The organism is Pseudomonas sp. NFR16 (assembly GCF_900108875.1).
In the GTDB taxonomy this organism is placed as follows: domain Bacteria; phylum Pseudomonadota; class Gammaproteobacteria; order Pseudomonadales; family Pseudomonadaceae; genus Aquipseudomonas.
Window position 1 is genome coordinate 100,420 of sequence record NZ_FNYJ01000007.1, and the last position, 20,663, is coordinate 121,082.

Consider the following 20,663-nt stretch of genomic DNA (forward strand, 5'->3'; position numbering starts at 1 on the left):
GCTGCCGGGCTTCTTTTTGGTTCGCTGCGCGCTAAGGCCAGTTACGGCACCAGCTTGTCCAGCATCGCCTTGTCTCGCACCGCGCCCTTGTCGGCACTGGTCGCCAGCAGGGCATAAGCCTTCAGCGCCGTGGTCACCTTGCGCGGACGGGTTTCGACAGGCCGCCAGCCTTTCTTGTCCTGCTCTGCACGCCGCTCGGCCATCTCCGCATCGTCGATCAACAGGTTGATCGAACGGTTCGGGATGTCGATCAGCACTTTGTCGCCGTCGCGCACCAGACCGATTGCGCCACCGGCAGCGGCTTCAGGCGAAGCGTGGCCGATGGACAGGCCCGAAGTGCCGCCCGAGAAACGGCCGTCAGTCAGCAAGGCGCAGGCTTTGCCCAGACCTTTGGATTTCAGGTACGACGTCGGGTAAAGCATTTCCTGCATGCCCGGACCGCCTTTCGGACCTTCATAACGAATGATCACGATATCGCCGGCCTTCACTTCGTCAGCGAGGATCCCGCGCACCGCGCTGTCCTGGCTTTCGAAGATCTTCGCGTTGCCTTCGAACACGTGGATCGATTCGTCGACGCCTGCGGTTTTCACGACGCAACCGTCCTGCGCGATATTGCCGTACAGCACGGCCAGGCCGCCTTCTTGCGAATAGGCGTGCTTGACGCTGCGGATGCAGCCGTTCTCGCGGTCGTCGTCCAGCGTCTCCCAACGGGTCGACTGACTGAATGCGGTTTGCGTCGGGATGCCGGCCGGGCCTGCCTTGAAGAAGGTATGCACCGCTTCGTCGTCAGTCTGCGTGATGTCCCACTTGGCGATCGCCTCTTCCATGGAGCGAGCGTGCACCGTCGGCAGGTCGGTGTGCAGCAGGCCGCCGCGCGCCAGTTCGCCGAGAATGCTGAAGATGCCACCCGCGCGATGGACGTCTTCCATGTGGTACTTCTGTATGTTCGGCGCGACTTTGCACAGTTGCGGCACTTTGCGCGACAGACGGTCGATGTCGCGCAGGTCGAACGCGATTTCGGCTTCCTGGGCGGCTGCGAGCAGGTGCAGGATGGTGTTGGTCGAGCCACCCATCGCGATATCGAGGGTCATCGCGTTTTCGAATGCTTTGAAGTTGGCGATATTGCGCGGCAGGACCGAGTCGTCGTTGTCGCGGTAGTAGGTTTTGCACAGCTCGACGATGGTGCGGCCAGCCTGCAGAAACAGTTGCTCGCGGTCGGAGTGGGTGGCCAGCGTCGAACCGTTGCCAGGCAATGCAAGGCCCAGGGCTTCGGTCAGGCAGTTCATGGAGTTAGCCGTGAACATCCCGGAGCATGAACCGCAGGTCGGGCAGGCACTGCGCTCGTACTCGGCGACTTTCTCATCTGAGGCGGAGGAGTCTGCCGCGATGACCATCGCGTCAACCAGGTCCAGGCCGTGGCTGGCGAGCTTGGTCTTGCCGGCTTCCATCGGACCACCGGAAACGAAGATCACCGGAATGTTCAGGCGCAGCGCAGCCATCAACATGCCGGGGGTGATCTTGTCGCAGTTGGAGATGCAGACAATCGCGTCGGCACAGTGGGCGTTGACCATGTATTCGACCGAATCGGCAATGATCTCGCGGCTTGGCAGCGAGTACAGCATGCCGTCGTGACCCATGGCGATGCCGTCGTCCACGGCGATGGTGTTGAATTCCTTGGCAACGCCGCCTGCCTTTTCAATCTCGCGGGCAACCAGTTGCCCCAGATCCTTGAGGTGCACGTGGCCGGGCACGAACTGGGTGAACGAGTTGGCGATAGCGATGATCGGCTTTTTGAAATCTTCGTCCTTCATGCCCGTGGCACGCCACAAGGCGCGTGCACCGGCCATGTTGCGGCCGTGGGTGGACGTTTTCGAACGGTAATCAGGCATTGGAGCACTCCGGCTAATCGGCTAGTAAGGAAGGGAGTGAGCTTCTAGTGACGTCGTTTGCAAAAGGCAGTGACCGGATGCAGCGAAGAAACCGAACGACACGGGATCACCGTACGCTCAGCCTGAGCTCATAAACCCGCCGGGGGATGACTGGCGATGAATAGCGCTGATTCTACACCTGTGGGGGCGGGAGGGAATGGCGGGAAGTATTGAACGTCTGGTCTTGAGCCTGAACGGTTGGTTGTTGGAGCAACATCTGTCCTGTTCGCAGGCAAACGTGCTCCTGCAAACAGCCGCCTTATCGCATGGGAACATGCTCGACTGTAGGAGCGCGCTTGCCCGCGAAGACGTCCTTGCGAACACATCTGATTACTTGATCACCCCTTGTTTGCTCAACCTTGCACTAGCCTTTTCTTGAATTCTTTTAAGGACAGAGGAATGTCGGCACTCAAACGGGGCTGTGATCTAAGGGTCGGACGATATTCGGGAGAAGGCCATATCTATCTTCTGACGTCAGTCGTGCATGGCCGCCAACCCCTCTTTTCGAATTGGTTGGCAGGCCGTCTGGTGGTAGACGAGTTCCGTCGGGTAGAGGAGGAAGGCATAGCGCAATCACTGGCGTGGGTGGTCATGCCAGACCATTTTCATTGGCTGGTGACATTGAGAGAAGGCAGTCTGGGAATGCTGATGCGGCGTGTTAAATCCGGCAGCGCGCTTGCGATCATGAGGTCTGGCTACACGCCGCTTCGCGTCTGGCAGAAGGGCTATCACGATCGGGCGGTGAGGCGTGAGGAGGATGTGCGTGCCATTGCGCGCTACATCGTCGCTAATCCGTTAAGAGCAGGGTTGGTGAAGCGAGTAGGGGATTATCCGTTGTGGGATGCGGTTTGGCTGTGAGAGCGTTCGCGGGCAAGCGCGCTCCTACAGTGGACCGCGGCGTTCTCCAGCGGCATCGCAGCGCTTATCCGTAGGAAAGCGCGTTCCGTTGTAGGAGCGCGCCTGCCCGCGATTGCATTAGTGAAGTCGCCAGAAAATCAACTATTCGGCAACAACCGACACGTGATGCTCTTGATGTACCGCGTTTCCGGAATGGCTGGGTGGACCGGGTGGTCCGGGCCTTGGCCGCCGCGTTCCAGCAGCTGGATGTTGCGGTCCAGGTGGCGGGCGCTGGTCAGGAGGATGTTTTGCAGATCGTCTTCCGGCAGGTGCATCGAGCAGGATGCGCTGACCAGAATACCGTCCTTGCTGAGCAGGCGCATCGCTTGCTCGTTCAGGCGTCGGTAGGCGCCTTCGCCGTTTTTCAGGTCTTTCTTGCGTTTGATGAACGCGGGCGGGTCGGCGACGATCACGTCGAAGCGCTCTTCGGCGGCTTTCAGTTCCTTCAGCGCCTCGAAAACGTCGCCTTCGATGCAGGTAACCTTCTCGGCAAAACCGTTGAGCGCCGCGTTGCGCTCTACGCCGTCCAGTGCAAAGCCTGACGCATCGACGCAGAACACTTCGCTCGCGCCGAAAGCGCCCGCTTGCACGCCCCAGCCGCCGATGTAGCTGAACAGGTCCAGTACGCGCTTGCCGTTGACGTACGGCGCCAGACGCGCGCGGTTCATGCGGTGATCGTAAAACCAGCCGGTTTTCTGGCCTTCCATGACCGGCGCTTCGAATCTCACGCCGTTCTCTTCCAGCGCAACCCACTCAGGCACCAGGCCGAATGCGGTTTCGACGTAGCGATTCAAGCCTTCCGCGTCGCGCGCAGCCGAATCGTTCTTGAGCAGAATGCCGCTTGGCTTGAGCACTTGAATCAACGCAGCCAGCACGTCGTCCTTATGCTGCTCCATGGTGGCCGATGCCAGCTGCACGACCAGGATATCGCCGAAACGGTCGACGACCAGACCGGGCAGCAGGTCGGAATCGCCATACACCAGGCGATAAAAAGGCTTGTCGAACAGGCGCTCGCGCAGGGACAGGCAGACGTTCAGGCGATGTACCAGCAACGACTTGTCCAATGGCAACTTGATGTCGCGCGACAGTAAGCGGGCGCAGATCAGGTTATTCGGACTCATCGCAACGATGCCCAGCGGTTTGCCGCCGGCTGCTTCAAGGATCGCCTGGGCGCCTGGCGCAAAGCCGTTGAGTGGGGTGGCGGCAACGTCGATTTCGTTGCTGTAGATCCACAAGTGGCCGGCGCGCAGGCGACGGTCGGCGTTGGGCTTGAGGCGCAAGCTGGGCAGGGACATGACGTCGCTCCGAAAAAAAGAGCGGGATTATAACGCGTCATCCGGCACGCGGGCTGTCCGGATGAATTTACAAACAGGCAGCCGGTCGGATCCATTAAGTGTTTCAACGGCTGTCGAAGCATGGGCGGTAAGGGTTAGAATCGCCTCCTGACCTTGAGTGTGTACTTATGTCCCAAGAGCTTACTTCCGAGCAGATTCAGCAGGCGTTGCAAGGCATCAGCGTACCGCCCCAGCCGCAAATCATGGTGGATTTGCAGATGGAGCAGTACATGCCCGACCCTGATCTGGGTGTGATCGCCCGGTTGATTGCGCAGGACCCGGGCTTGTCTGGCGCGCTGTTGAAGATCGTCAACTCGGCGCATTACGGCCTCGCCAACAAAATTGCCTCGATCCAGCGCGCGGTTAACCTGCTGGGCAGTCGTTCCGTGATCAACCTCATCAACGCCCAGTCGATCAAGAGCGAGATGAGCGACGAGACCATTGTGGTACTCAACCGCTTCTGGGACACCGCGCAAGATGTCGCGATGACGAGCCTGACGCTGGCCAAGCGCATCGGCTCGCAAACGGTCGACGAATCCTACGCGCTGGGCTTGTTCCACGATTGCGGCATTCCGCTCATGCTCAAGCGTTTTCCCGAATACATGAACGTGCTTGAAGAGGCTTACGCCACGGCCAGCCCGGAGCTTCGCGTGGTGGATACGGAAAACCGCATCCTCAACACGAACCACGCAGTTGTGGGCTATTTCACCGCCAAATCCTGGCGGCTGCCGGAACATGTCAGCAATGCAATCGCCAACCATCACAACGCACTTGCCATTTTTCAGGATGATTCGGGCCGCAATGCGCCGCTGAAAAATCTTCTGGCAATCCTCAAGATGGCCGAGCACATCTGCTCGTCCCATCGAGTGCTGGGTAATCAGACGATCGATCATGAGTGGAACAGTGTTGGCCATCTGGTCCTGGATTACGTCGGTCTGTCCGATTACGACTTCGAAAACCTCAAGGAAAGCATTCGCGAGCTGAGCGCGCACTGATCCTGCGTGCCCTCGCTCAATCCTGCGTCGAGCCTCCAATGCCTGAATTACCTGAAGTCGAAACCACCCGTCGGGGCATTGCGCCCCATCTGGAAGGTCAGCGCGTCAGTCGCGTGATCGTGCGTGATCGACGCCTGCGCTGGCCGATCCCGGAAGACCTCGATGTGCGCCTGTCGGGGCAGAAGATTGTGGTGGTCGAGCGCCGCGCGAAGTACCTGTTGATTCAGGCCGAAGTGGGTACGTTGATCAGTCATCTGGGAATGTCCGGAAATCTTCGTCTGGTGGAGGCGGGGCTGCCCGCGCTCAAGCACGAACACGTCGATATCGAGCTTGAGTCGGGTCTGGCGCTGCGCTACACCGATCCCCGGCGTTTCGGGGCAATGCTGTGGAGCCTCGACCCGCACAATCATGAACTGCTGATTCGCCTCGGGCCTGAGCCCCTGACTGATCTGTTCGACGGTCTGCGCCTGTTCGAGCTGTCTCGCGGTCGCGCCATGGCGGTCAAGCCGTTCATCATGGATAACGCAGTTGTCGTAGGCGTCGGCAACATTTATGCGACGGAGGCGCTGTTCGCTGCCGGCATCGACCCGCGTCGAGCGGCCGGCAGTATTTCCAAGGCGCGCTATATCAAGCTGGCAATCGAGATCAAACGCATCCTGGCCGCCGCCATCGAGCGCGGCGGCACCACGCTGCGGGACTTCATCGGTGGTGACGGGCAGCCCGGTTACTTTCAGCAAGAACTCTTTGCTTACGGCCGTGGCGAACAGCCATGCAAGGTCTGCGGTACGACGTTGCGCGAGATCAAGCTGGGGCAGCGCGCCAGCGTTTATTGCCCCAAATGTCAGAAGTAAGATCGAGATCGTTACCCTGAGTGCTCTGCGCAACATCTGTGTCGGGAATGAAACACACGGCCCCTTGCGTAACCCCGATCCCTGTTTATAGTGAGCAGCATCACTTTTCTGCCGAGCCCGAAGGATCTGCCATGAGCCCGTTTCGTATTCTCGCTGCTACCCTGGCCCTGTTCTTCGGGTTGCAGATGGCGCCGGCCTGCGCACAGGTCGAAGTGTCCGGCAGTGGCGATCCGGTCTACGAAATCCAGAATCCTCCTGCGTACGCGATGATCGGCGACCTGCTGATCGCGCGCCCTTTGCTGATCGTTGCCACTGTGATCGGGGCCGGGCTTTTCGTGGTTGCCTCGCCTTTCGCCGCTGCGGGCGGCAACTTGGGCGCTACCGGTAAAGCGCTGGTGGTCGATCCAGGCAGGGCAGCGTTCGTCCGCTGCCTCGGTTGCACGACGAGCGGCTACGGCAAGCAAGACTGATCGGCGCAGGTCCGCACCAGCCTCAGTCGGCTGTCAGGGCTGAAAGTGTTTGAAACCCCCACGCCGCGAGGGTCGCTGGCGGCTTCGACCTTTGCGCTGTTTTTGTTCCACAGGAGTACTTGCTGATTGCCGAAGTCGCGCTTGGCTTCCTTCAGCGGGTAGCCGCGCTCACGTAAGTCAGCCAGTTCCGCCTCATTGAAAGCGCCAGATTCGTACTCCACCACGTCAGGCGTGTACTGATGGTGATAACGACGCGCAGATACCCAGTTGGCGATCGGTTGCTCGTCCAGATACTGCAGCATCGACAGCAGCACCATGCTTGGGATTCTGCTGCCGCCGGGTGTGCCGAACGCGGCAAAGGCGTGGGGGCTCTCGATGAAGCTGGGGCTCATGCTCGAAAGCGGGCGCTTGCCCGGTTCAATGACGTTGGCCTGACTGCCCGGCAGGCCAGAGGTATTGCTGCCCTTGGGGTCGATCGAAAAATCGTCCATCTCGTCGTTGAGCACCACGCCGGTCCCGGGAACCGTAAACGTCGAGCCAAATGGCAGATTGAGTGAGAGCGTTGCCGCAACGGCATTGCCTTCGCTGTCGAGCACAGAGAAGTGGCTGGTGTTGCCACCTTCACGCCAGCGAGGTGCCGGAGGCAGCGCGTTGTTCGGGGTCGCGCGGTGTGGATCAACGCTGGTGGAAAGCTGAAAAAGGTAATCCGGAGCCAGCACCTGGGCGATGGGGTTGGGCACAAAGTCCGGGTCGCCGAACAGCACGCGGTCGCGGTAGGCGCGGCGCAAGACTTCCACCACGTAATGCGCGCGTTGCACGCTGGCAGATTCGCGCCAGGGCAGTTGCTGAAGCATGAACAGACTTTGCGCCAGCGCGATGCCGCCGGCGGAGGGTGGTGGCGCACTGATCAGCTCGCGCTGGTCGGCCATCTGGAAGCGCAGCGGCGTGCGCGTGATGACGTTGTACTCTTCAAAGTCGTGGTAATTCCAGATGCCTCCTGCCCGCCTTACACTGCTGACCATCGCCTGCGCTGTCAGCCCGCTGTAAAAGCCCGCTCGCCCTTTGTCCGCCAGACGGTCCAGCGTTTGCGCCAGTTCGGGTTGGGTGATGACGTCCCCCAGGTTCGGCACATCGTTGTTGCGCAGGAACAGGCGCGCGCTTTCCTTGTTGCTGCGCAGCGCGAACAACCGCCAACTGGCGCGCTCCCGATAGACTTCATCGACCTTGAAGCCGCGGTATGCCGTGCGTATCGCAGGTGCGAGAGAGATCGACAGCGGCAGACGGCCGTACCGCTCGGCCAGCTCGACCAGCGCTGCAGGCATTCCCGGAATCGCAGCCGCCAGCGGCCCGTTCAGAGACAGGTCAGGCTGGACGATGCCGTTGCGGTGAAACATCTTGGGCCGGGACTTGAGCGGGGCTTTTTCGCGCGCATCCAGAAACTGATACTGAACGGGATCGCCTGCTTGCCGCAGCAGGAAAAACCCGCCACCGCCCAGGCCCGAGCCGTATGGCTCGACCACTGCCAGGGTGGCGCTGATGGCAATGGCGGCATCGAATGCGTTGCCGCCATCGATGAGGATTTCCCGACCGGCGGCGGTAGCGAGGGGATGTGGGCTGGCAATGGCGGCCTGATCAGGATGGTCAGGTTGCGCGTGGACCGAAACGGCGAACAGCAGAATGGCTGCGCCAAACAAGGAAAGTATCGGCGTTGACTTCGATGTCATGCGTATCTCGCTCAGTTCAACAGGCATTTACAGCCAGTGTCTTCGGCGAAAGCGCGTATGCCGACAAATATGCCTTCGGTTTTTATGCCTTGCTGGTAATCAACTGGTACTTGGCCATCAGTTCGTCCTTGCTCTCGACGTGGTTCTCATCCAGGGGGATGCAGTCCACGGGGCAGACTTGCTGACACTGCGGCTCGTCGTAATGGCCGACGCACTCGGTGCACAGGTTCGGATTGATCACATAGATCTCTTCCCCCTGGGAAATTGCTTCGTTCGGGCACTCGGGTTCGCAGACGTCGCAGTTGATGCAATCGTCGGTGATGATCAGGGACATGGATACTCCTGCCGCGGTCGACACCGGGGCATATCAAAACTAATGCGGCGAATTGTGCCGCATTAGCGCTCGGTATGCACCTAAGCCGTGACGCACGGAATCAGGACTTGAACCGTTCACTCAGCGCCTGTGCGACCGCAGGGTGGACGAACTTCGTGATATCACCCCCCAACGCTGCGATTTCCCTGACCAGCGTAGATGATATGAACGAATAACGTTCGGACGGCGTGAGAAAAAGACTTTCCACGTCAGGTGCCAGCTGTTTGTTCATGTTCGCCAGCTGGAATTCGTACTCGAAGTCAGACACCGCCCGCAGACCGCGCAACAGGATGTTGGCGTTCTGTTCCTGAGCAAAATGCGCCAGAAGGCTGGAGAATCCGACGACTTCGACATTGGGCAGGTGCCGGGTGGCTTCACGCGCCAGCTCGACGCGTTGTTCCAGCGGGAAGAGCGGGTTTTTCTTCGGGCTGGCGGCGACGGCAATGATGACCTGATCGAACAGGCGCGATGCGCGCTCGACCAGATCGCCATGGCCCTTGGTGATGGGGTCGAAGGTGCCTGGGTACAACACTCGGTTCATCGCGTCGTCCTGGTCGGAGTCCGTAAAGGGACTGGGATGGTATCGCAGCGCGCCGGGTGGGCCAAGTCGGCCCGGCGCGGGTCCCGTCAGCCTTTCAGCGTATGAACAGCTTATAGATCAGCTTTTGAAGGGTCTTGCCGTAAGGCGGATAAATCAGACGTGCTGCATTGAAGCGTTGCTTGATGAACACGCCCTTAGCCTTGCTGAACGTCAGAAATCCTTCGCGGCCATGGTAATGCCCCATGCCAGAGGCGCCTATGCCGCCGAAAGGCAGGTCGTCCTGCGCGACATGCAGCAACGTGTCATTCAGGCACACGCCGCCGGAGTGCGTCTGCTCCAGCACGCGGTTCTGTTCGGCCTTGTCGTAGCCGAAGTAATAGAGCGCCAGCGGGCGGGGGCGGGCGTTGATGTAATCGAAGGCTTGTTCGATACGCTCGTACGGCACGATGGGCAGCAGTGGCCCGAAGATTTCGTCCTGCATCACGATCATCTCGTCACTGACATCCACCAGCAGGCTGAACGGCATTCGGCGCCCCTGACTTCGGTCGAACAGCGAGATAACCTTCGCGCCTTTGCTCCGAGCGTCGGTCAGGTAATGCTCAAGACGAGCGACATGCCGGGGGCTGATGATGGCGGTGTAGTCCGGGTTGTTATCCAGCGTAGGAAAAAAACCGGTAACGGCCTTGGTGTAGGCAGCGACGAACGCATCGACGCGATCTCTGGGGACCAGCACGTAGTCCGGGGCCACACAGGTCTGTCCTGCATTGAAGGTCTTGCCAAACGCGATCCGCTGGGCTGCGTCCTCGATCGGCACGTCAGCGGAGACGATGGCCGGCGATTTTCCGCCCAGTTCCAGCGTGACAGGCGTGAGATTTTCGGCGGCGGCGCGCATCACATGCCGCCCGATGCTGGTTGCGCCCGTGAACAGAAGGTGGTCGAAGGGCAGTCTGGAAAACGCGACGCCAACATCGGCTTCACCGAGAACCACGGACACCAGATCTGTTGAGAACACCCGTCCTAGCAAGGTTTTCAGCAACTGGCCGGTTGCAGGCGTGGCTTCGCTGAGCTTGAGCATCACGCGATTACCCGCTGACAGCGCGCCGACCAGCGGCCCGATCGCCAGAAACAGCGGGTAATTCCACGGCACGATCACGCCCACCACGCCGAGGGGCCGATAGATCACTTTCGCGCTGGCCGGCTGGAACGCCAGACCGACGCGGCGTCGCGAAGGCCGCATCCACCTTTTCAGCTGGCGCTGAGCGTATCGGATGTTGTGAAGACTGGGCATCAGTTCGCCGAGCAGTGTTTCGTCCGCACTGCGGTGGCTGAAATCGGCGCTGATCGCATCGATGATCGCCTGTCGTTCGGTGCTGAGCGCGCGATGCAGGCCGTCGAGCCACTGTCGTCGCTGACTCGCCGTCGGCATGGGGTTCGCGGCGAAGGCTCGGCGTTGTGCGTCGAACTGGACGGCAAGCTCATCGTGTTGCGGAGCTAAGTTTTCCGGCAGTGGTAGACGCATGGATTCGGCAGGCATCGTGGCGGCGCTCTCGGGTTTGAGCCTTTTTAGAGTCATCACTCTAAAAAGTCAATCGGCGCCGCGCCGATGTGAATCTCGTGCAGCGGGGCGCAGTTCAAGCCGTGAAGACTGCCCGCGATCCTGAAGCTTGCGTTAAGATCCAGCACAATCCTGTTACGTCCTGACGTTTGAGCTGAGCATGGCGCCGCGCATCAAAACCTTACGCATCAAGACCCGCGAACGCATCGTGCAGAGCAGCCTGGAGCTGTTCAATCAGCAAGGCGAGCGCAGTGTCAGCACCAACCACATCGCGGCGCACATGGAGATTTCGCCAGGCAATCTCTATTACCACTTCCCCAACAAGCAGGCGATCATCGCCGAGCTGTTCGCTGAATACGAAACCCTCGTCGACAGCTTTCTCCACCCACCCAAAGGTCGCCTTCCCGGCGTCGAGGACAAGCGCCATTATCTGGTGGCGATCCTTGATGGCATGTGGCGTTATCGCTTCCTGCATCGCGATCTCGAACACTTGCTCGACGCCGATCCAGAGCTGGCAGCGCGTTATCGGCGTTTTTCCCAGCATTGTCTGATCAAGGCGATGTCTATCTATGGCGGGTTCGTCGAAGCACAGATCCTGAGCATGAGTCAGGTGCAGATCGAGTCGCTGACGCTCAATGCCTGGATCATTCTGACGTCGTGGGTCCGCTTCCTGTGCACCACCAAAGAGAACGCCACGCACTTGAGCGAAGACGCAATTCGTCGAGGCGTTTATCAGGTATTGATGCTGGAACTGGCTTATGTAACGCCCCAGGCGCACGTGGCCGTGCATGCGCTGTGCGCAGAATTTTATGTGCCGCTGAACAAGGCACTGGAGGACGCCGGCTGAGACCGGCAGGCCTCGAATCGATCGTCGTATTGCCCCATTTTCACTGTCTGCAGGAGCCCGTCATGTCCATCGCGCAATTGATCAGCCCGCAACAACTGGAAGCCCGCCTCAAGCAACCGGGTCTTGTCATTCTCGATTGTCGCTCCTCGCTCGATGATCTGGACTACGGCCAACGCAGCTACGCGGAAGGCCATATCGAGGGATCGTCCTACGCTGACCTGCTCAATGACCTGAGTGGGCCAATCGTCAAAGGGGTGACGGGTCGACACCCTCTGCCGAATCCGCAGATGTTGACCGAACGGCTGCAGTTCTGGGGCGTCAATCCGGACAGTGATATCGTGCTGTACGACGATGGCCCCGGCGCTTATGCCGCCCGGGCGTGGTGGTTACTGGCATGGCTGGGCAAGCGAGAAGGCGTCTATTTGCTCGATGGCGGGCTCAAAGCCTGGCATGCCGCCGGTCTGCCGTTGAGCCTGGATCCGCCGCTGCAACGAAGGGGCACCTTTCAGGGGCAGCCCGACGATGCGCTGGTACTCAGCGCCGACCAGTTGCTGGCCCGTCTGGGTCAGGCTGACCTGACCTTGATTGATGCCCGGGCGCCCGCGCGTTTTCGCGGAGAAGTCGAGCCCATCGACCCGATCGCAGGCCATATTCCGGGGGCTCAGTGCGCCGCATTCACTGATAATCTCGGCCCTGATGGTCGCTTCTTGCCTGTCGAGCAGCTCAAACAGCGCTTCGCCGAGACATTGAAAGGAAGGTCGCCGCAGGTTCTGGTCGCCTATTGCGGTTCAGGCGTCACGGCCTGCCACAACCTGTTCGCGCTGTGCCTGGCGGGTTATCCACTCGGTGGGCTCTACGCCGGATCGTGGAGCGAATGGATCAACGATCCGACCCGTGGCGTTGCAACGGGCGACTGATTCTCGCCCGGCGCTCGGGCTCGCCGATGCGATTCAGACCTGGGCGTGAGCACCATGCACGTCCAGCAGCCAGGCGGGGATGCGCTGTTCCAGGTAGTAAGACGGGGTTCTGATCGTTCCGCCGACAAAACCCACGTGACCTCCATGGTTTTGCAGGTCGAATCGTGTGCTTGCCGACAACTCACCTGCATCAGGGAGGCTGTGTTTGAACACGAAGGGGTCGTCGAGCGATTGCACCAGCAATGTCGGCGTGCGGATCGCGCCGAGGAAATAGCGGCTTGAGGCGCGGCGGTAGTAGTCATGGGCATCCACGAAGCCGTTGAGTGGCGCTGTTACCCGCCCGTCGAATTCCCAGAAAGTGCGCAGGTTTTTGAGCGAGCCCAATGCAGCGAGCTCCGCCAGGCCGTCGCTGAGCCCCTCGTGTTGAAAACGTCGCTGCTTGTCTTTGATATAACCGAGCATCTCGCGCATGAAATGGCGCTGGTAGACCCGCGAGAAGCCCAGACCGATTCGGTCGGCGCATTCGTCAAGCCTGAACGGGACCGACACGGCAGCAGCGCCTTGAAGGTTGCTGTCCAGCCCCGACTCGCCCAGATGCTTGAGCAAAATGTTGCCGCCCAGCGAGTAGCCGACAGCGTAAAGGGGCGCGAGCGGGCGTGCGGCTCTCAGGTGCGCGAGCACAGCCGCAAGGTCTTCGCTGACGCCTGAGTGATAGCTTCGCGGCAAGAGGTTCGGCTCGCCAGAACAGCCTCGCCAGTTAAGCGCTACGCTCGCCCAACCGAATTTTTCCATGGCTTGCTGCAGGCCCACCACGTAAGGCGAATTGGACGATCCGGTCAGCCCGTGCAGGACCAGAACGACCGGTACGTGGGCGTCGTGCGGCCCATGCCAGTCCATGTCGAGAAAATCGCCATCGTCCAGCCATATCCGCTCGCGGCGCCGGTCCAGATGAATGGTCCGGCGCCAGAGCGGCCCCCAGAGGGTTTGCAAATGCGGGTTGCCGAGACCGAACGCGGGGACGAACGGGCGGCGGTCAGCTGGCGATGACACTTCGTTCCCACAACGCGTAGTAAACCTGTCCGGCCTTCTTTTCGCGGTGCAAGCGCCAGTTAGCGGGCAGGCCCAGTGAAGATGGCGCGGTTTCACTTTCCGTGTAGATCCAGGCGTCATCTGCCAGCCAGGCCCGTTCTTCCAGCAACGCGCACGCCGGGAGCAGAAGATTCTGGTGGAAGGGTGGGTCAAGAAACACAACGTCGAATTGTTCCGCCGGTTGAGTCTCCAGATAGCGCAGCGCGTCGCCGCTGGAGGTCTTGCCAACCGTGCAGCGCAACGTGCCCAAATGTTCGCGCAGGCTGGAAATGGCCGCCGAATTGGTGTCCAGCGCCAGGCCCATGCTCGCCCCTCGCGACAGGGCTTCAAGGTACAAGGCGCCGCTCCCCGCGAACGGGTCCAGCACGCGCGCGCCTTCAATATAAGGCGCGAGCCAGTTGAACAGGGTTTCCCGAACGCGGTCCGGCGTAGGCCGCAGCCCCGGACCATCCGGGAAGCTCAGCCGCCGACTGCGCCATTCGCCGCCGATGATCCGCAACTGGCCCAGGCCCGTATGGATTTTGTGGCCTTTGTGGATGCGCGGCGGCTTTGAAGTCGAGGTCATTAGTGCTCCGGTACGCCGAGTGGTTGCTCGGCTGGTTTATCAGTAGGTGGCGGCAGAGGCTTCTGCGGGACGGTCGGACCTGCGGTCACGATCACCAGCTTGTCGACGTCCAGATGCTTGTTCATGACGGCCTTGATTTGCTCGACCGTCAGGCTCTGCGATTGCGTCATGAAGTCTTCGAGGAATGTCAGAGGCAGATTATAGAAGCCAATCGCGCCCAGTTGGCCGACGATTGCCGAGTTGCTGGCGGTCGAGAGCGGAAAACTGCCGGCCAGCTCGCGCTTGGCATCGTCGAGTTCTTTCTGCGTGGGGCCATTGGCGAGGAACTCACGGGTGACATCCTTGACCAGTTGCAGCGTGTTCTGGCTCATTTCAGCGCGGGTCTGCAGGCCAATCATGAACGGACCTTGAGCCTGCATGGGCGTGAAGCCAGAGGATACGCCGTAAGCCAGGCCGCGTTTCTCACGAACTTCGGCCATCAGGCGGCTGCCGAAACCCCCGCCGCCGAGAATCGAATTCCCCAGCGACAATGCCGCGTAATCCGGGTCGGCGCGGTCAATGCCCAGCTCAGCCATCATCAGATGAGTCTGCTTGGACGGAAACTCGATGTGGGTTTCGCCGGCTTTGGGCTCGGTAGGGGCAACGGTCTTCGCCAGCGCCGGGCCTTTTGGCAGCGCCGCCGACACCTGCGCCGCGACGGCTTGCGCTTCAGCCCGCGACAGGTCGCCCACCAGCGCAATGACAGCATTTGCGGCGGCGTACGCCTTGGCGTGAAACGCCTTCAACTGAGCAAGTGTGAGCGGCGGGATGGTTTTGGCCGTGCCCATGCTCGGGTGCGCATAAGGATGATCGCCGTAAAGACGTTTGAACAGCTCATCACCCGCCAGCTTGCCAGGGTTCTGTTTCTGATACTCGAAGCTCGCCATCAGCTGGTTTTTGATACGGGCCAGCGAGTCGGCGGGAAACGTAGGCTTGCCGACGACCTCCGAAAACAGCTTCAGCGCAGGCTCGCGCTTTTCAGGGGCGCTCAGGCTGCGCAGCGAAGCAATGGCCATGTCGCGATAGGAGCCGTTGCCGAAGTCCGCGCCCAGTCCTTCGAATCCTTCCGCGATCGCGCTCACGTCTTTGCCCTTTACGCCCTCATTGAGCATGGCGTTGGTCACGAGTGCGATTCCCGGCGTGGCGCCGTCCTGACTGCTGCCAGCGGCAAACAGCAGGCGCATGTCGAACATCGGCAGCTCATGGGCTTCGACGAACAAAACCCGAGCGCCCTCTGCGGTCTGCCACGACTGAATGTTCAGGTCGCGGCGGGGTGGGGCTTTTCCGTCAAGCGCCTTCAGCGATTCCAGCGTGGATGCTGCCTTGTCGATTGCCTTGGGTGCGTCGGCTGGCGCGTCCGCCTGCACAAGTGCGGCGCCAGGCAGGCTCAGCATTGCGGTCAGCAGCAATACCGAGGCCCGAGGCCGTGCAGCGCGGGTGTCGATGCGCTTGGTCATTGGGCTTTCTCCTCAGGCAAAACGTGCGCAACGGCGAGGCGTTCGCGGGTGAAATACGTGCGTGCCGCTTTCTGAATGTCCTCAGGCGTCACGCTTTGCAGCGCCGACAGTTCCTGATCGATCAGCTTCCAGGACAGTCCCACCGTTTCCAGTTCACCAATGGTGCTGGCCTGGCTGGTGATGGAGTCGCGTTCATAGACCAGCCCCGCGATGACCTGCGCCCGAACCCGTTCCAGTTCCTCTTTGGTCGGTGGCTTGGTCTTCAGCTCGTCGAGCAGACGCCAGATTCCGGCTTCCGCGTCTGCCAGGGTTTTCTTTTTCTGCTGATTAGGCGTGGCGCTGATGGTGAAGAGGCTGTCGCCACGGGTGTAGGCGTCGTAGTCCGACGACGCGCCGGTCACCAGTTCTTCGCCACGCTCCAGGCGGGCGGGGATGCGCGCGCTGTAGCCGCCGTCGAGCAAGGCGGAGATCAGTCGCAAGGCATTGACCGACTGCGGATCAGTGGCGGTCGCAAGGCTCGGCACGTTGAAGCCATACATCAGACTGGGCATTTGCGTGGCCACATGCACGGTGATCTGGCGCAATCCGGGTTCGGCGAGCTCAAGCGGCTTTTTGGAGGGTGGAACATCGCGGCGAGGGATTGGCCCGAAGAAGCGTTGCGCCAGTGCTTTCACTTCATCGGGTTTCACGTCGCCCACCACAACCAGCGTGGCGTTATTCGGCACGTACCAGGACTCGTACCAGTGACGCAGCTCCTGAACGGTCATGCGGTCCAGGTCAGCCATCCAGCCAATGGTCGGCGTGTGGTAGCCACTGGCGGGGTAAGCGATCGCCTTGAAGCGCTCGTACGCCTTGGCATTGGGCTTGTCATCCGTGCGCAGGCGGCGTTCTTCCTTGATGACTTCAATCTCGCGAGCGAACTCCTCGGGCGGCAGACGCAGGCTGGCCATGCGGTCAGCCTCAAGCTCGAACGCCACGCTCAAACGGTCACGCGCCAGCACTTGGTAGTAAGCGGTGTAGTCGTCACTGGTGAACGCGTTTTCTTCCGCGCCAAGATCGCGAAGGATCAGTGACGCCTCGCCAGGACCCGCTTTTGCGCTGCCCTTGAACATCATGTGTTCCAGCGCGTGGGAGAGGCCGGTCTGGCCTGGCGTTTCGTAGCTGGAGCCAACCTTGTACCAGACCTGAGAAACCACGACCGGTGCGCGATGGTCTTCGCGCACAATGACTTTCAGGCCGTTATCGAGCGTGAATTCGGAGGTGGGTTGAGGGTCGGCAGCCAGGGCTGCAAAGGGCAAACAGATTGTGCTGAGCAGCAGGCCTGCGGCGCAGCGGACAAGAGCATTCATTCGTAATTTGAACCTTCGAGGCGGCCTGCTTGAACTTGGCGTCGGCGGGCGCAGGGGTTAGGGCGTATCATCACATATTTCCCGCGGCGCTCCGGAGGGTGGTCTGGAAGCGCGCCATACTGCGTTACAGATCCTGGCAGGGAAACACACATCCCTCACGGCTTGCGCCTTGTCTTACGCGCTTTTGCGCGGGAACGCGGCGGTGGAAATATGTGATCACACGCCCTAGGATAGCGACCAGTTTGCTTGCCGACCACGGCTAAGATGTGTGAGTCGTAAACGGACTTCGTAAGAAATGGCCTTAAAGACCCTTGTCAGGGCCGACGCGACGTCCGGGCGATGTTCCAGGCAGGCTATGAACAAGCAGACATAAAAGCAGTCTGTTTCGCATTGACAGAATTTTTCAGAGGCGCCGCTCTGGCGCGTCGCTACCTTGAGATAGCCGTCCTCCATGTTTGGTTCCAACGACGACAAGAAGACCCCAGCCCCGGCTGGCGAGAAGAAAGGCCTGTTCGGATGGCTGCGCAAAAAGCCGCAGGAAACCGTCAACGAGCAGCCACAGACCGCACCTGAAACAGCGCCCGAGCCTGTCGTTGAAGAGACGCCGGTCGCTGCTGAGCCCCAAGTTGAGGCCCAAGTCGCACCGCCGATTCCCGCCGAGCGCGCTCCGGAGTCTCTCGTTCCGAACGAGCCGCCTGTTGTCGTCGAGCCCGTCACTGACCAGGCGCCTGGCGCAGAGCCTTGGCTGAAGTTGCCAGTGGCCGAAGAACCGGTCGCTTTGACGGATGAAGGCGAGCCCCACGTGACGCCGCAGATTCCACCGCAGTCGGTCGTGTCGGAGCAGCCTGAGAATGGCGCACTGAACGCTCCCGATCAAGCCGCCCCCCGTCAGACCGCTGCGACGCACGCTATACCGTTGGTCGAGCCTGCCCTGCCTGATCCGGTGCCCGGCGATGACCTGCCGTCTTTGGCACCGCCTTCTGTCACGCCGCCGCCCGTTGCGACACCGGCCGCGCCCTTGGCAGAGACTCCCGCGGTGCCGGTTGCGACTGAGCAGGCGCCCGTCGAAGCGAAACAGCCCGGTTTCTTCGCGCGCCTGAAACAAGGCCTGTCGAAAACCAGCGCCAGTCTCGGCGAAGGAATGGCGAGCCTGTTCCTGGGCAAAAAAGCCATCGACGACGACATGCTCGATGAGCTTGAAACCCGCCTGCTGACGGCCGACGTCGGTGTTGAAGCCACGTCGTTGATCGTGCGCAACCTGACGCAGAAAGTGGCGCGAAAACAACTCACGGACAGCGATGCGCTGTACAAATCGCTCCAGAGCGAGCTGACTGAGATGCTCAAGCCGGTTGAAGCGCCGCTGGTCATTGGCTCCGAGCACAAGCCGTTCGTGATTCTCGTGGTGGGCGTCAATGGCGCAGGCAAGACCACGACGATCGGCAAGCTGGCGAAAAAACTTCAGCTCGAAGGCAAGAAAGTCATGCTTGCCGCTGGCGATACGTTCCGCGCCGCGGCGGTCGAGCAGTTACAGGTCTGGGGTGAGCGCAACAAGATTCCGGTGATCGCTCAGCACACTGGCGCCGATTCGGCGTCGGTGATTTACGATGCCGTGCAGGCGGCCAAAGCGCGCGGTATCGATGTACTGATTGCTGACACCGCTGGCCGTCTGCACACCAAAGACAACCTGATGGAAGAGCTGAAGAAGGTTCGCCGCGTGATCGGCAAACTGGACGAGCAGGCCCCGCACGAGGTGCTGCTGGTGCTCGACGCCGGTACCGGGCAGAACGCTATCAACCAGGCCAAGCAGTTCAATCAGACTGTCAGCCTTACCGGACTTGCGCTCACCAAGCTGGACGGCACGGCCAAGGGCGGCGTGATCTTCGCGCTGGCCAAGCAGTTCGGCTTGCCAATCCGTTATATCGGTGTCGGTGAAGGCATCGACGATCTGCGGACTTTCGAGGCTGAACCCTTCGTTCAGGCCCTTTTCGCCGAGCGGGAGCGCACATGATTCGTTTCGAACAGGTCGGTAAACGCTATCCGAACGGACACGTCGGCTTGCACGAGCTGAGCTTTCGAGTACGTCGTGGGGAATTTCTGTTTGTAACCGGTCACTCTGGCGCCGGCAAAAGTACGCTGTTGCGTCTGTTGCTCGCCATGGAGCGCCCGACCACCGGCAAGTTGCTGCTGGCCGGTCAGGACCTGGGCCAGATCAGCACGGCGCAGATTCCCTTTCTGCGTCGTCAGATCGGCGTGGTATTTCAGAATCACCAGTTGCTGTTCGACCGCACGGTGTTCAACAACGTCGCCTTGCCCCTGCAGATTCTGGGGTTGTCCAAAACCGAGGTGACCAAGCGCGTCGATTCGGCACTGGAGCGCGTGGCGCTCTCTGACAAGGCCGAGTTGTACCCCGGCGACTTGTCCACAGGTCAGCAACAGCGCGTGGGTATTGCCCGCGCCATCGTTCACCGCCCGGCCTTGCTGCTGGCGGACGAACCGACCGGTAACCTCGACCCAAGGCTGGCAGCGGAAATCATGGGCGTCTTCGAAGACATCAATCGCCTTGGCACCAGCGTGCTGATCGCCAGTCACGACCTGGCCCTGATTGCGCGTATGCGTCATCGCATGCTGACACTGCAACGCGGCCGACTGATCGGCGACGGGGAGGCCGGAGCATGAGTGCGACTCGCAGTCCCAAGGTTTCCGAGCGCGTGGCCCCCAAGGCCGCCGATCCCGCGCCGCAGAAGAAAAAGAAGCACGACGATGATGACGGCCCGGATTTCGGTACGCTGTTCAATGCGTGGATCGAAGCCCATCGCTCCAGTCTGCTGGACAGCCTGCGCCGTTTGGGCAAGCAACCGATCGGCAGCTTTTTCACCTGTCTGGTGATGGCTATCGCCCTGAGCTTGCCCATGGGCTTGTCGCTTCTGTTGAACAACGTCGAGCGTCTGGGTGGGTCCTGGCAACGTGCCGCGCAGATCTCTCTTTATTTGCAGCTCGATGCCTCGTCGACCGAAGGCGACAGTCTGGTCGGTCAGATAAAACAGATGCCGGGCGTGGCGGATGCCGAGTACATCAGTCGCGATCAGGCCTTGAACGAGTTTCAGCAGCAGTCCGGTCTGGGCGAGGCGCTCAAGGAGCTGCCGGAAAACCCGTTGCCTGGCGTTGTGCTGGTGACACCGCTGGAAGTTGACAAAGCCGCGCTGGAGGCGTTACGTACGCGTCTGGCGGAGCTGCCGAAGGTGCAGCAGGCTCAGCTGGATCTGGTATGGGTCGAGCGTCTGGCAGCGATCCTGAAGCTGGGTGATCGCTTCGTTTTCGGTCTCACCGTGCTGCTGGTGGGTGCACTCTTGCTGGTCATCGGTAATACCATCCGTCTGCACATTGAGAACCGGCGCACCGAAATCGAAGTCATCAAATTGGTGGGCGGCACGGACAGCTACGTGCGCAGGCCTTTCCTTTATATGGGCGCGCTGTATGGATTCGGTGCCGGGGTACTATCATGGGGCGTACTCGCTTTCGGCCTGGACTGGCTGAACGAAGCGGTCGTCAAGCTGGCCGGCTTGTATGGCAGTAACTTCTCGCTGGCGGGGGTGCCGATGGCAGATGGGCTGTCGCTCTTGCTAGGAGCCGTGTTGTTGGGTTATATCGGTGCGTGGATTGCGGTCGCACGCCATTTGAGAGAGCTGGCACCTCGTTGAGTTTTAATATTCAGGTCATTTTTGTAGCGTAAAT

Annotated in this window: 19 protein-coding genes; 9 read left to right on the forward strand and 10 right to left on the reverse strand. The window is 60.6% G+C overall.

Annotation, left to right across the window (positions count from 1 at the left end):
* Positions 1-41: 41 nt before the first annotated feature.
* Positions 42-1,889: a dihydroxy-acid dehydratase gene (gene ilvD / locus BMZ10_RS23775; RefSeq protein ID WP_093468157.1), complete on the reverse strand. Its 1,848-nt coding sequence runs from the start codon at positions 1,887-1,889 to the stop codon at positions 42-44.
* 438 nt (positions 1,890-2,327) lie between these two features.
* Here ilvD and BMZ10_RS23780 point away from each other — a divergent pair, with 438 nt between their 5' ends.
* Entirely contained in the window at positions 2,328-2,786 is a 459-nt protein-coding gene (locus tag BMZ10_RS23780; protein ID WP_093468160.1) for an REP-associated tyrosine transposase, read from the forward strand.
* A 137-nt stretch (positions 2,787-2,923) separates the two neighbouring features.
* On the opposite strand, the gene BMZ10_RS23785 is transcribed toward BMZ10_RS23780, so the two are convergent.
* Positions 2,924-4,120 carry a class I SAM-dependent rRNA methyltransferase gene (locus tag BMZ10_RS23785; protein WP_093468163.1) on the reverse strand — a complete coding sequence of 399 codons (1,197 nt, stop codon included), beginning with the start codon at positions 4,118-4,120 and terminating at the stop codon, positions 2,924-2,926.
* A gap of 167 nt (positions 4,121-4,287) precedes the next feature.
* Here BMZ10_RS23785 and BMZ10_RS23790 point away from each other — a divergent pair, with 167 nt between their 5' ends.
* From BMZ10_RS23790 to BMZ10_RS23800, 3 genes are all read left to right on the forward strand, one after another.
* A complete protein-coding gene (locus tag BMZ10_RS23790; RefSeq protein ID WP_093468166.1) occupies positions 4,288-5,154 on the forward strand; it encodes an HDOD domain-containing protein in 867 nt (288 codons plus the stop codon).
* A 38-nt stretch (positions 5,155-5,192) separates the two neighbouring features.
* Positions 5,193-6,005, forward strand: coding sequence for a bifunctional DNA-formamidopyrimidine glycosylase/DNA-(apurinic or apyrimidinic site) lyase (gene mutM / locus BMZ10_RS23795; protein ID WP_093468169.1), 813 nt, complete (start codon positions 5,193-5,195; stop codon positions 6,003-6,005).
* A 131-nt stretch (positions 6,006-6,136) separates the two neighbouring features.
* On the forward strand, positions 6,137-6,475 hold the full coding sequence (locus BMZ10_RS23800) for a multidrug transporter (protein ID WP_093468172.1): 339 nt from the start codon (positions 6,137-6,139) through the stop codon (positions 6,473-6,475).
* Here the strand turns inward: BMZ10_RS23800 and ggt are convergent.
* The 4 genes from ggt to BMZ10_RS23820 all read right to left on the reverse strand — a co-directional run bounded on the left by ggt (position 6,457) and on the right by BMZ10_RS23820 (position 10,632).
* The gene (ggt, locus tag BMZ10_RS23805) at positions 6,457-8,199 is read right to left on the reverse strand and encodes a gamma-glutamyltransferase (protein ID WP_093468175.1); all 1,743 of its coding nucleotides are present in this window, start codon (positions 8,197-8,199) and stop codon (positions 6,457-6,459) included. The genes BMZ10_RS23800 and ggt overlap by 19 nt on opposite strands.
* 82 nt (positions 8,200-8,281) lie before the next feature.
* A complete protein-coding gene (locus BMZ10_RS23810) occupies positions 8,282-8,533 on the reverse strand; it encodes a YfhL family 4Fe-4S dicluster ferredoxin (RefSeq protein ID WP_074752410.1) in 252 nt (83 codons plus the stop codon).
* 100 nt (positions 8,534-8,633) lie between these two features.
* The gene (gene coaD, locus BMZ10_RS23815) at positions 8,634-9,113 is read right to left on the reverse strand and encodes a pantetheine-phosphate adenylyltransferase (RefSeq protein ID WP_093468178.1); all 480 of its coding nucleotides are present in this window, start codon (positions 9,111-9,113) and stop codon (positions 8,634-8,636) included.
* A 94-nt stretch (positions 9,114-9,207) separates the two neighbouring features.
* Positions 9,208-10,632, reverse strand: coding sequence for a coniferyl aldehyde dehydrogenase (locus BMZ10_RS23820; protein WP_256214575.1), 1,425 nt, complete (start codon positions 10,630-10,632; stop codon positions 9,208-9,210).
* A 196-nt stretch (positions 10,633-10,828) separates the two neighbouring features.
* On the opposite strand from BMZ10_RS23820, the gene BMZ10_RS23825 reads away from it, so the two are divergent.
* Entirely contained in the window at positions 10,829-11,515 is a 687-nt protein-coding gene (locus BMZ10_RS23825; RefSeq protein WP_093468184.1) for a TetR/AcrR family transcriptional regulator, read from the forward strand.
* Between the two features lie 62 nt (positions 11,516-11,577).
* The gene (locus tag BMZ10_RS23830; protein WP_093468187.1) at positions 11,578-12,432 is read left to right on the forward strand and encodes a sulfurtransferase; all 855 of its coding nucleotides are present in this window, start codon (positions 11,578-11,580) and stop codon (positions 12,430-12,432) included.
* A 33-nt stretch (positions 12,433-12,465) separates the two neighbouring features.
* On the opposite strand, the gene BMZ10_RS23835 is transcribed toward BMZ10_RS23830, so the two are convergent.
* The 4 genes from BMZ10_RS23835 to BMZ10_RS23850 are packed head-to-tail and all read right to left on the reverse strand — an operon-like array spanning position 12,466 to position 16,931.
* Positions 12,466-13,482, reverse strand: coding sequence for a hydrolase (locus tag BMZ10_RS23835; protein ID WP_143070330.1), 1,017 nt, complete (start codon positions 13,480-13,482; stop codon positions 12,466-12,468).
* Entirely contained in the window at positions 13,466-14,086 is a 621-nt protein-coding gene (rsmD, locus tag BMZ10_RS28060) for a 16S rRNA (guanine(966)-N(2))-methyltransferase RsmD (protein ID WP_093468193.1), read from the reverse strand. The genes BMZ10_RS23835 and rsmD overlap by 17 nt, the downstream gene beginning before the upstream one ends.
* Positions 14,086-15,519, reverse strand: coding sequence for a M16 family metallopeptidase (locus BMZ10_RS23845; protein WP_256214583.1), 1,434 nt, complete (start codon positions 15,517-15,519; stop codon positions 14,086-14,088). Before BMZ10_RS23845 ends, rsmD begins: the two co-directional genes overlap by 1 nt.
* Positions 15,520-15,578: 59 nt before the next feature.
* Positions 15,579-16,931 (reverse strand): M16 family metallopeptidase, encoded by a 1,353-nt coding sequence (locus BMZ10_RS23850; RefSeq protein WP_093468198.1) that lies wholly within the window; start codon positions 16,929-16,931, stop codon positions 15,579-15,581.
* 451 nt (positions 16,932-17,382) lie between these two features.
* Here BMZ10_RS23850 and ftsY point away from each other — a divergent pair, with 451 nt between their 5' ends.
* From ftsY to ftsX, 3 genes are read left to right on the forward strand one after another with little or no spacing between them, the layout of a single operon-like run.
* Positions 17,383-18,939 (forward strand): signal recognition particle-docking protein FtsY, encoded by a 1,557-nt coding sequence (gene ftsY, locus BMZ10_RS23855; protein WP_093468201.1) that lies wholly within the window; start codon positions 17,383-17,385, stop codon positions 18,937-18,939.
* Complete coding sequence (gene ftsE / locus BMZ10_RS23860; protein WP_093468204.1) at positions 18,936-19,607, forward strand: cell division ATP-binding protein FtsE; 672 nt, start codon at positions 18,936-18,938, stop codon at positions 19,605-19,607. The genes ftsY and ftsE overlap by 4 nt, the downstream gene beginning before the upstream one ends.
* A complete protein-coding gene (ftsX, locus tag BMZ10_RS23865; RefSeq protein WP_093468207.1) occupies positions 19,604-20,629 on the forward strand; it encodes a permease-like cell division protein FtsX in 1,026 nt (341 codons plus the stop codon). Before ftsE ends, ftsX begins: the two co-directional genes overlap by 4 nt.
* Positions 20,630-20,663 lie beyond the last annotated feature (34 nt).

Excerpts from the sequence above, each read along its gene's own strand:
- ilvD (WP_093468157.1), bottom strand. The coding sequence starts at position 1,889 with ATGCCTGATTACCGTTCGAAAACGTCCACCCACGGCCGCAACATGGCC.
- BMZ10_RS23780 (WP_093468160.1), top strand. The coding sequence starts at position 2,328 with ATGTCGGCACTCAAACGGGGCTGTGATCTAAGGGTCGGACGATATTCG.
- BMZ10_RS23785 (WP_093468163.1), bottom strand. The coding sequence starts at position 4,120 with ATGTCCCTGCCCAGCTTGCGCCTCAAGCCCAACGCCGACCGTCGCCTG.
- BMZ10_RS23790 (WP_093468166.1), top strand. The coding sequence starts at position 4,288 with ATGTCCCAAGAGCTTACTTCCGAGCAGATTCAGCAGGCGTTGCAAGGC.
- mutM (WP_093468169.1), top strand. The coding sequence starts at position 5,193 with ATGCCTGAATTACCTGAAGTCGAAACCACCCGTCGGGGCATTGCGCCC.
- BMZ10_RS23800 (WP_093468172.1), top strand. The coding sequence starts at position 6,137 with ATGAGCCCGTTTCGTATTCTCGCTGCTACCCTGGCCCTGTTCTTCGGG.
- ggt (WP_093468175.1), bottom strand. The coding sequence starts at position 8,199 with ATGACATCGAAGTCAACGCCGATACTTTCCTTGTTTGGCGCAGCCATT.
- BMZ10_RS23810 (WP_074752410.1), bottom strand. The coding sequence starts at position 8,533 with ATGTCCCTGATCATCACCGACGATTGCATCAACTGCGACGTCTGCGAA.
- coaD (WP_093468178.1), bottom strand. The coding sequence starts at position 9,113 with ATGAACCGAGTGTTGTACCCAGGCACCTTCGACCCCATCACCAAGGGC.
- BMZ10_RS23820 (WP_256214575.1), bottom strand. The coding sequence starts at position 10,632 with ATGCGTCTACCACTGCCGGAAAACTTAGCTCCGCAACACGATGAGCTT.
- BMZ10_RS23825 (WP_093468184.1), top strand. The coding sequence starts at position 10,829 with ATGGCGCCGCGCATCAAAACCTTACGCATCAAGACCCGCGAACGCATC.
- BMZ10_RS23830 (WP_093468187.1), top strand. The coding sequence starts at position 11,578 with ATGTCCATCGCGCAATTGATCAGCCCGCAACAACTGGAAGCCCGCCTC.
- rsmD (WP_093468193.1), bottom strand. The coding sequence starts at position 14,086 with ATGACCTCGACTTCAAAGCCGCCGCGCATCCACAAAGGCCACAAAATC.
- BMZ10_RS23845 (WP_256214583.1), bottom strand. The coding sequence starts at position 15,519 with ATGCTGAGCCTGCCTGGCGCCGCACTTGTGCAGGCGGACGCGCCAGCC.
- BMZ10_RS23850 (WP_093468198.1), bottom strand. The coding sequence starts at position 16,931 with ATGAATGCTCTTGTCCGCTGCGCCGCAGGCCTGCTGCTCAGCACAATC.
- ftsY (WP_093468201.1), top strand. The coding sequence starts at position 17,383 with ATGTTTGGTTCCAACGACGACAAGAAGACCCCAGCCCCGGCTGGCGAG.
- ftsE (WP_093468204.1), top strand. The coding sequence starts at position 18,936 with ATGATTCGTTTCGAACAGGTCGGTAAACGCTATCCGAACGGACACGTC.
- ftsX (WP_093468207.1), top strand. The coding sequence starts at position 19,604 with ATGAGTGCGACTCGCAGTCCCAAGGTTTCCGAGCGCGTGGCCCCCAAG.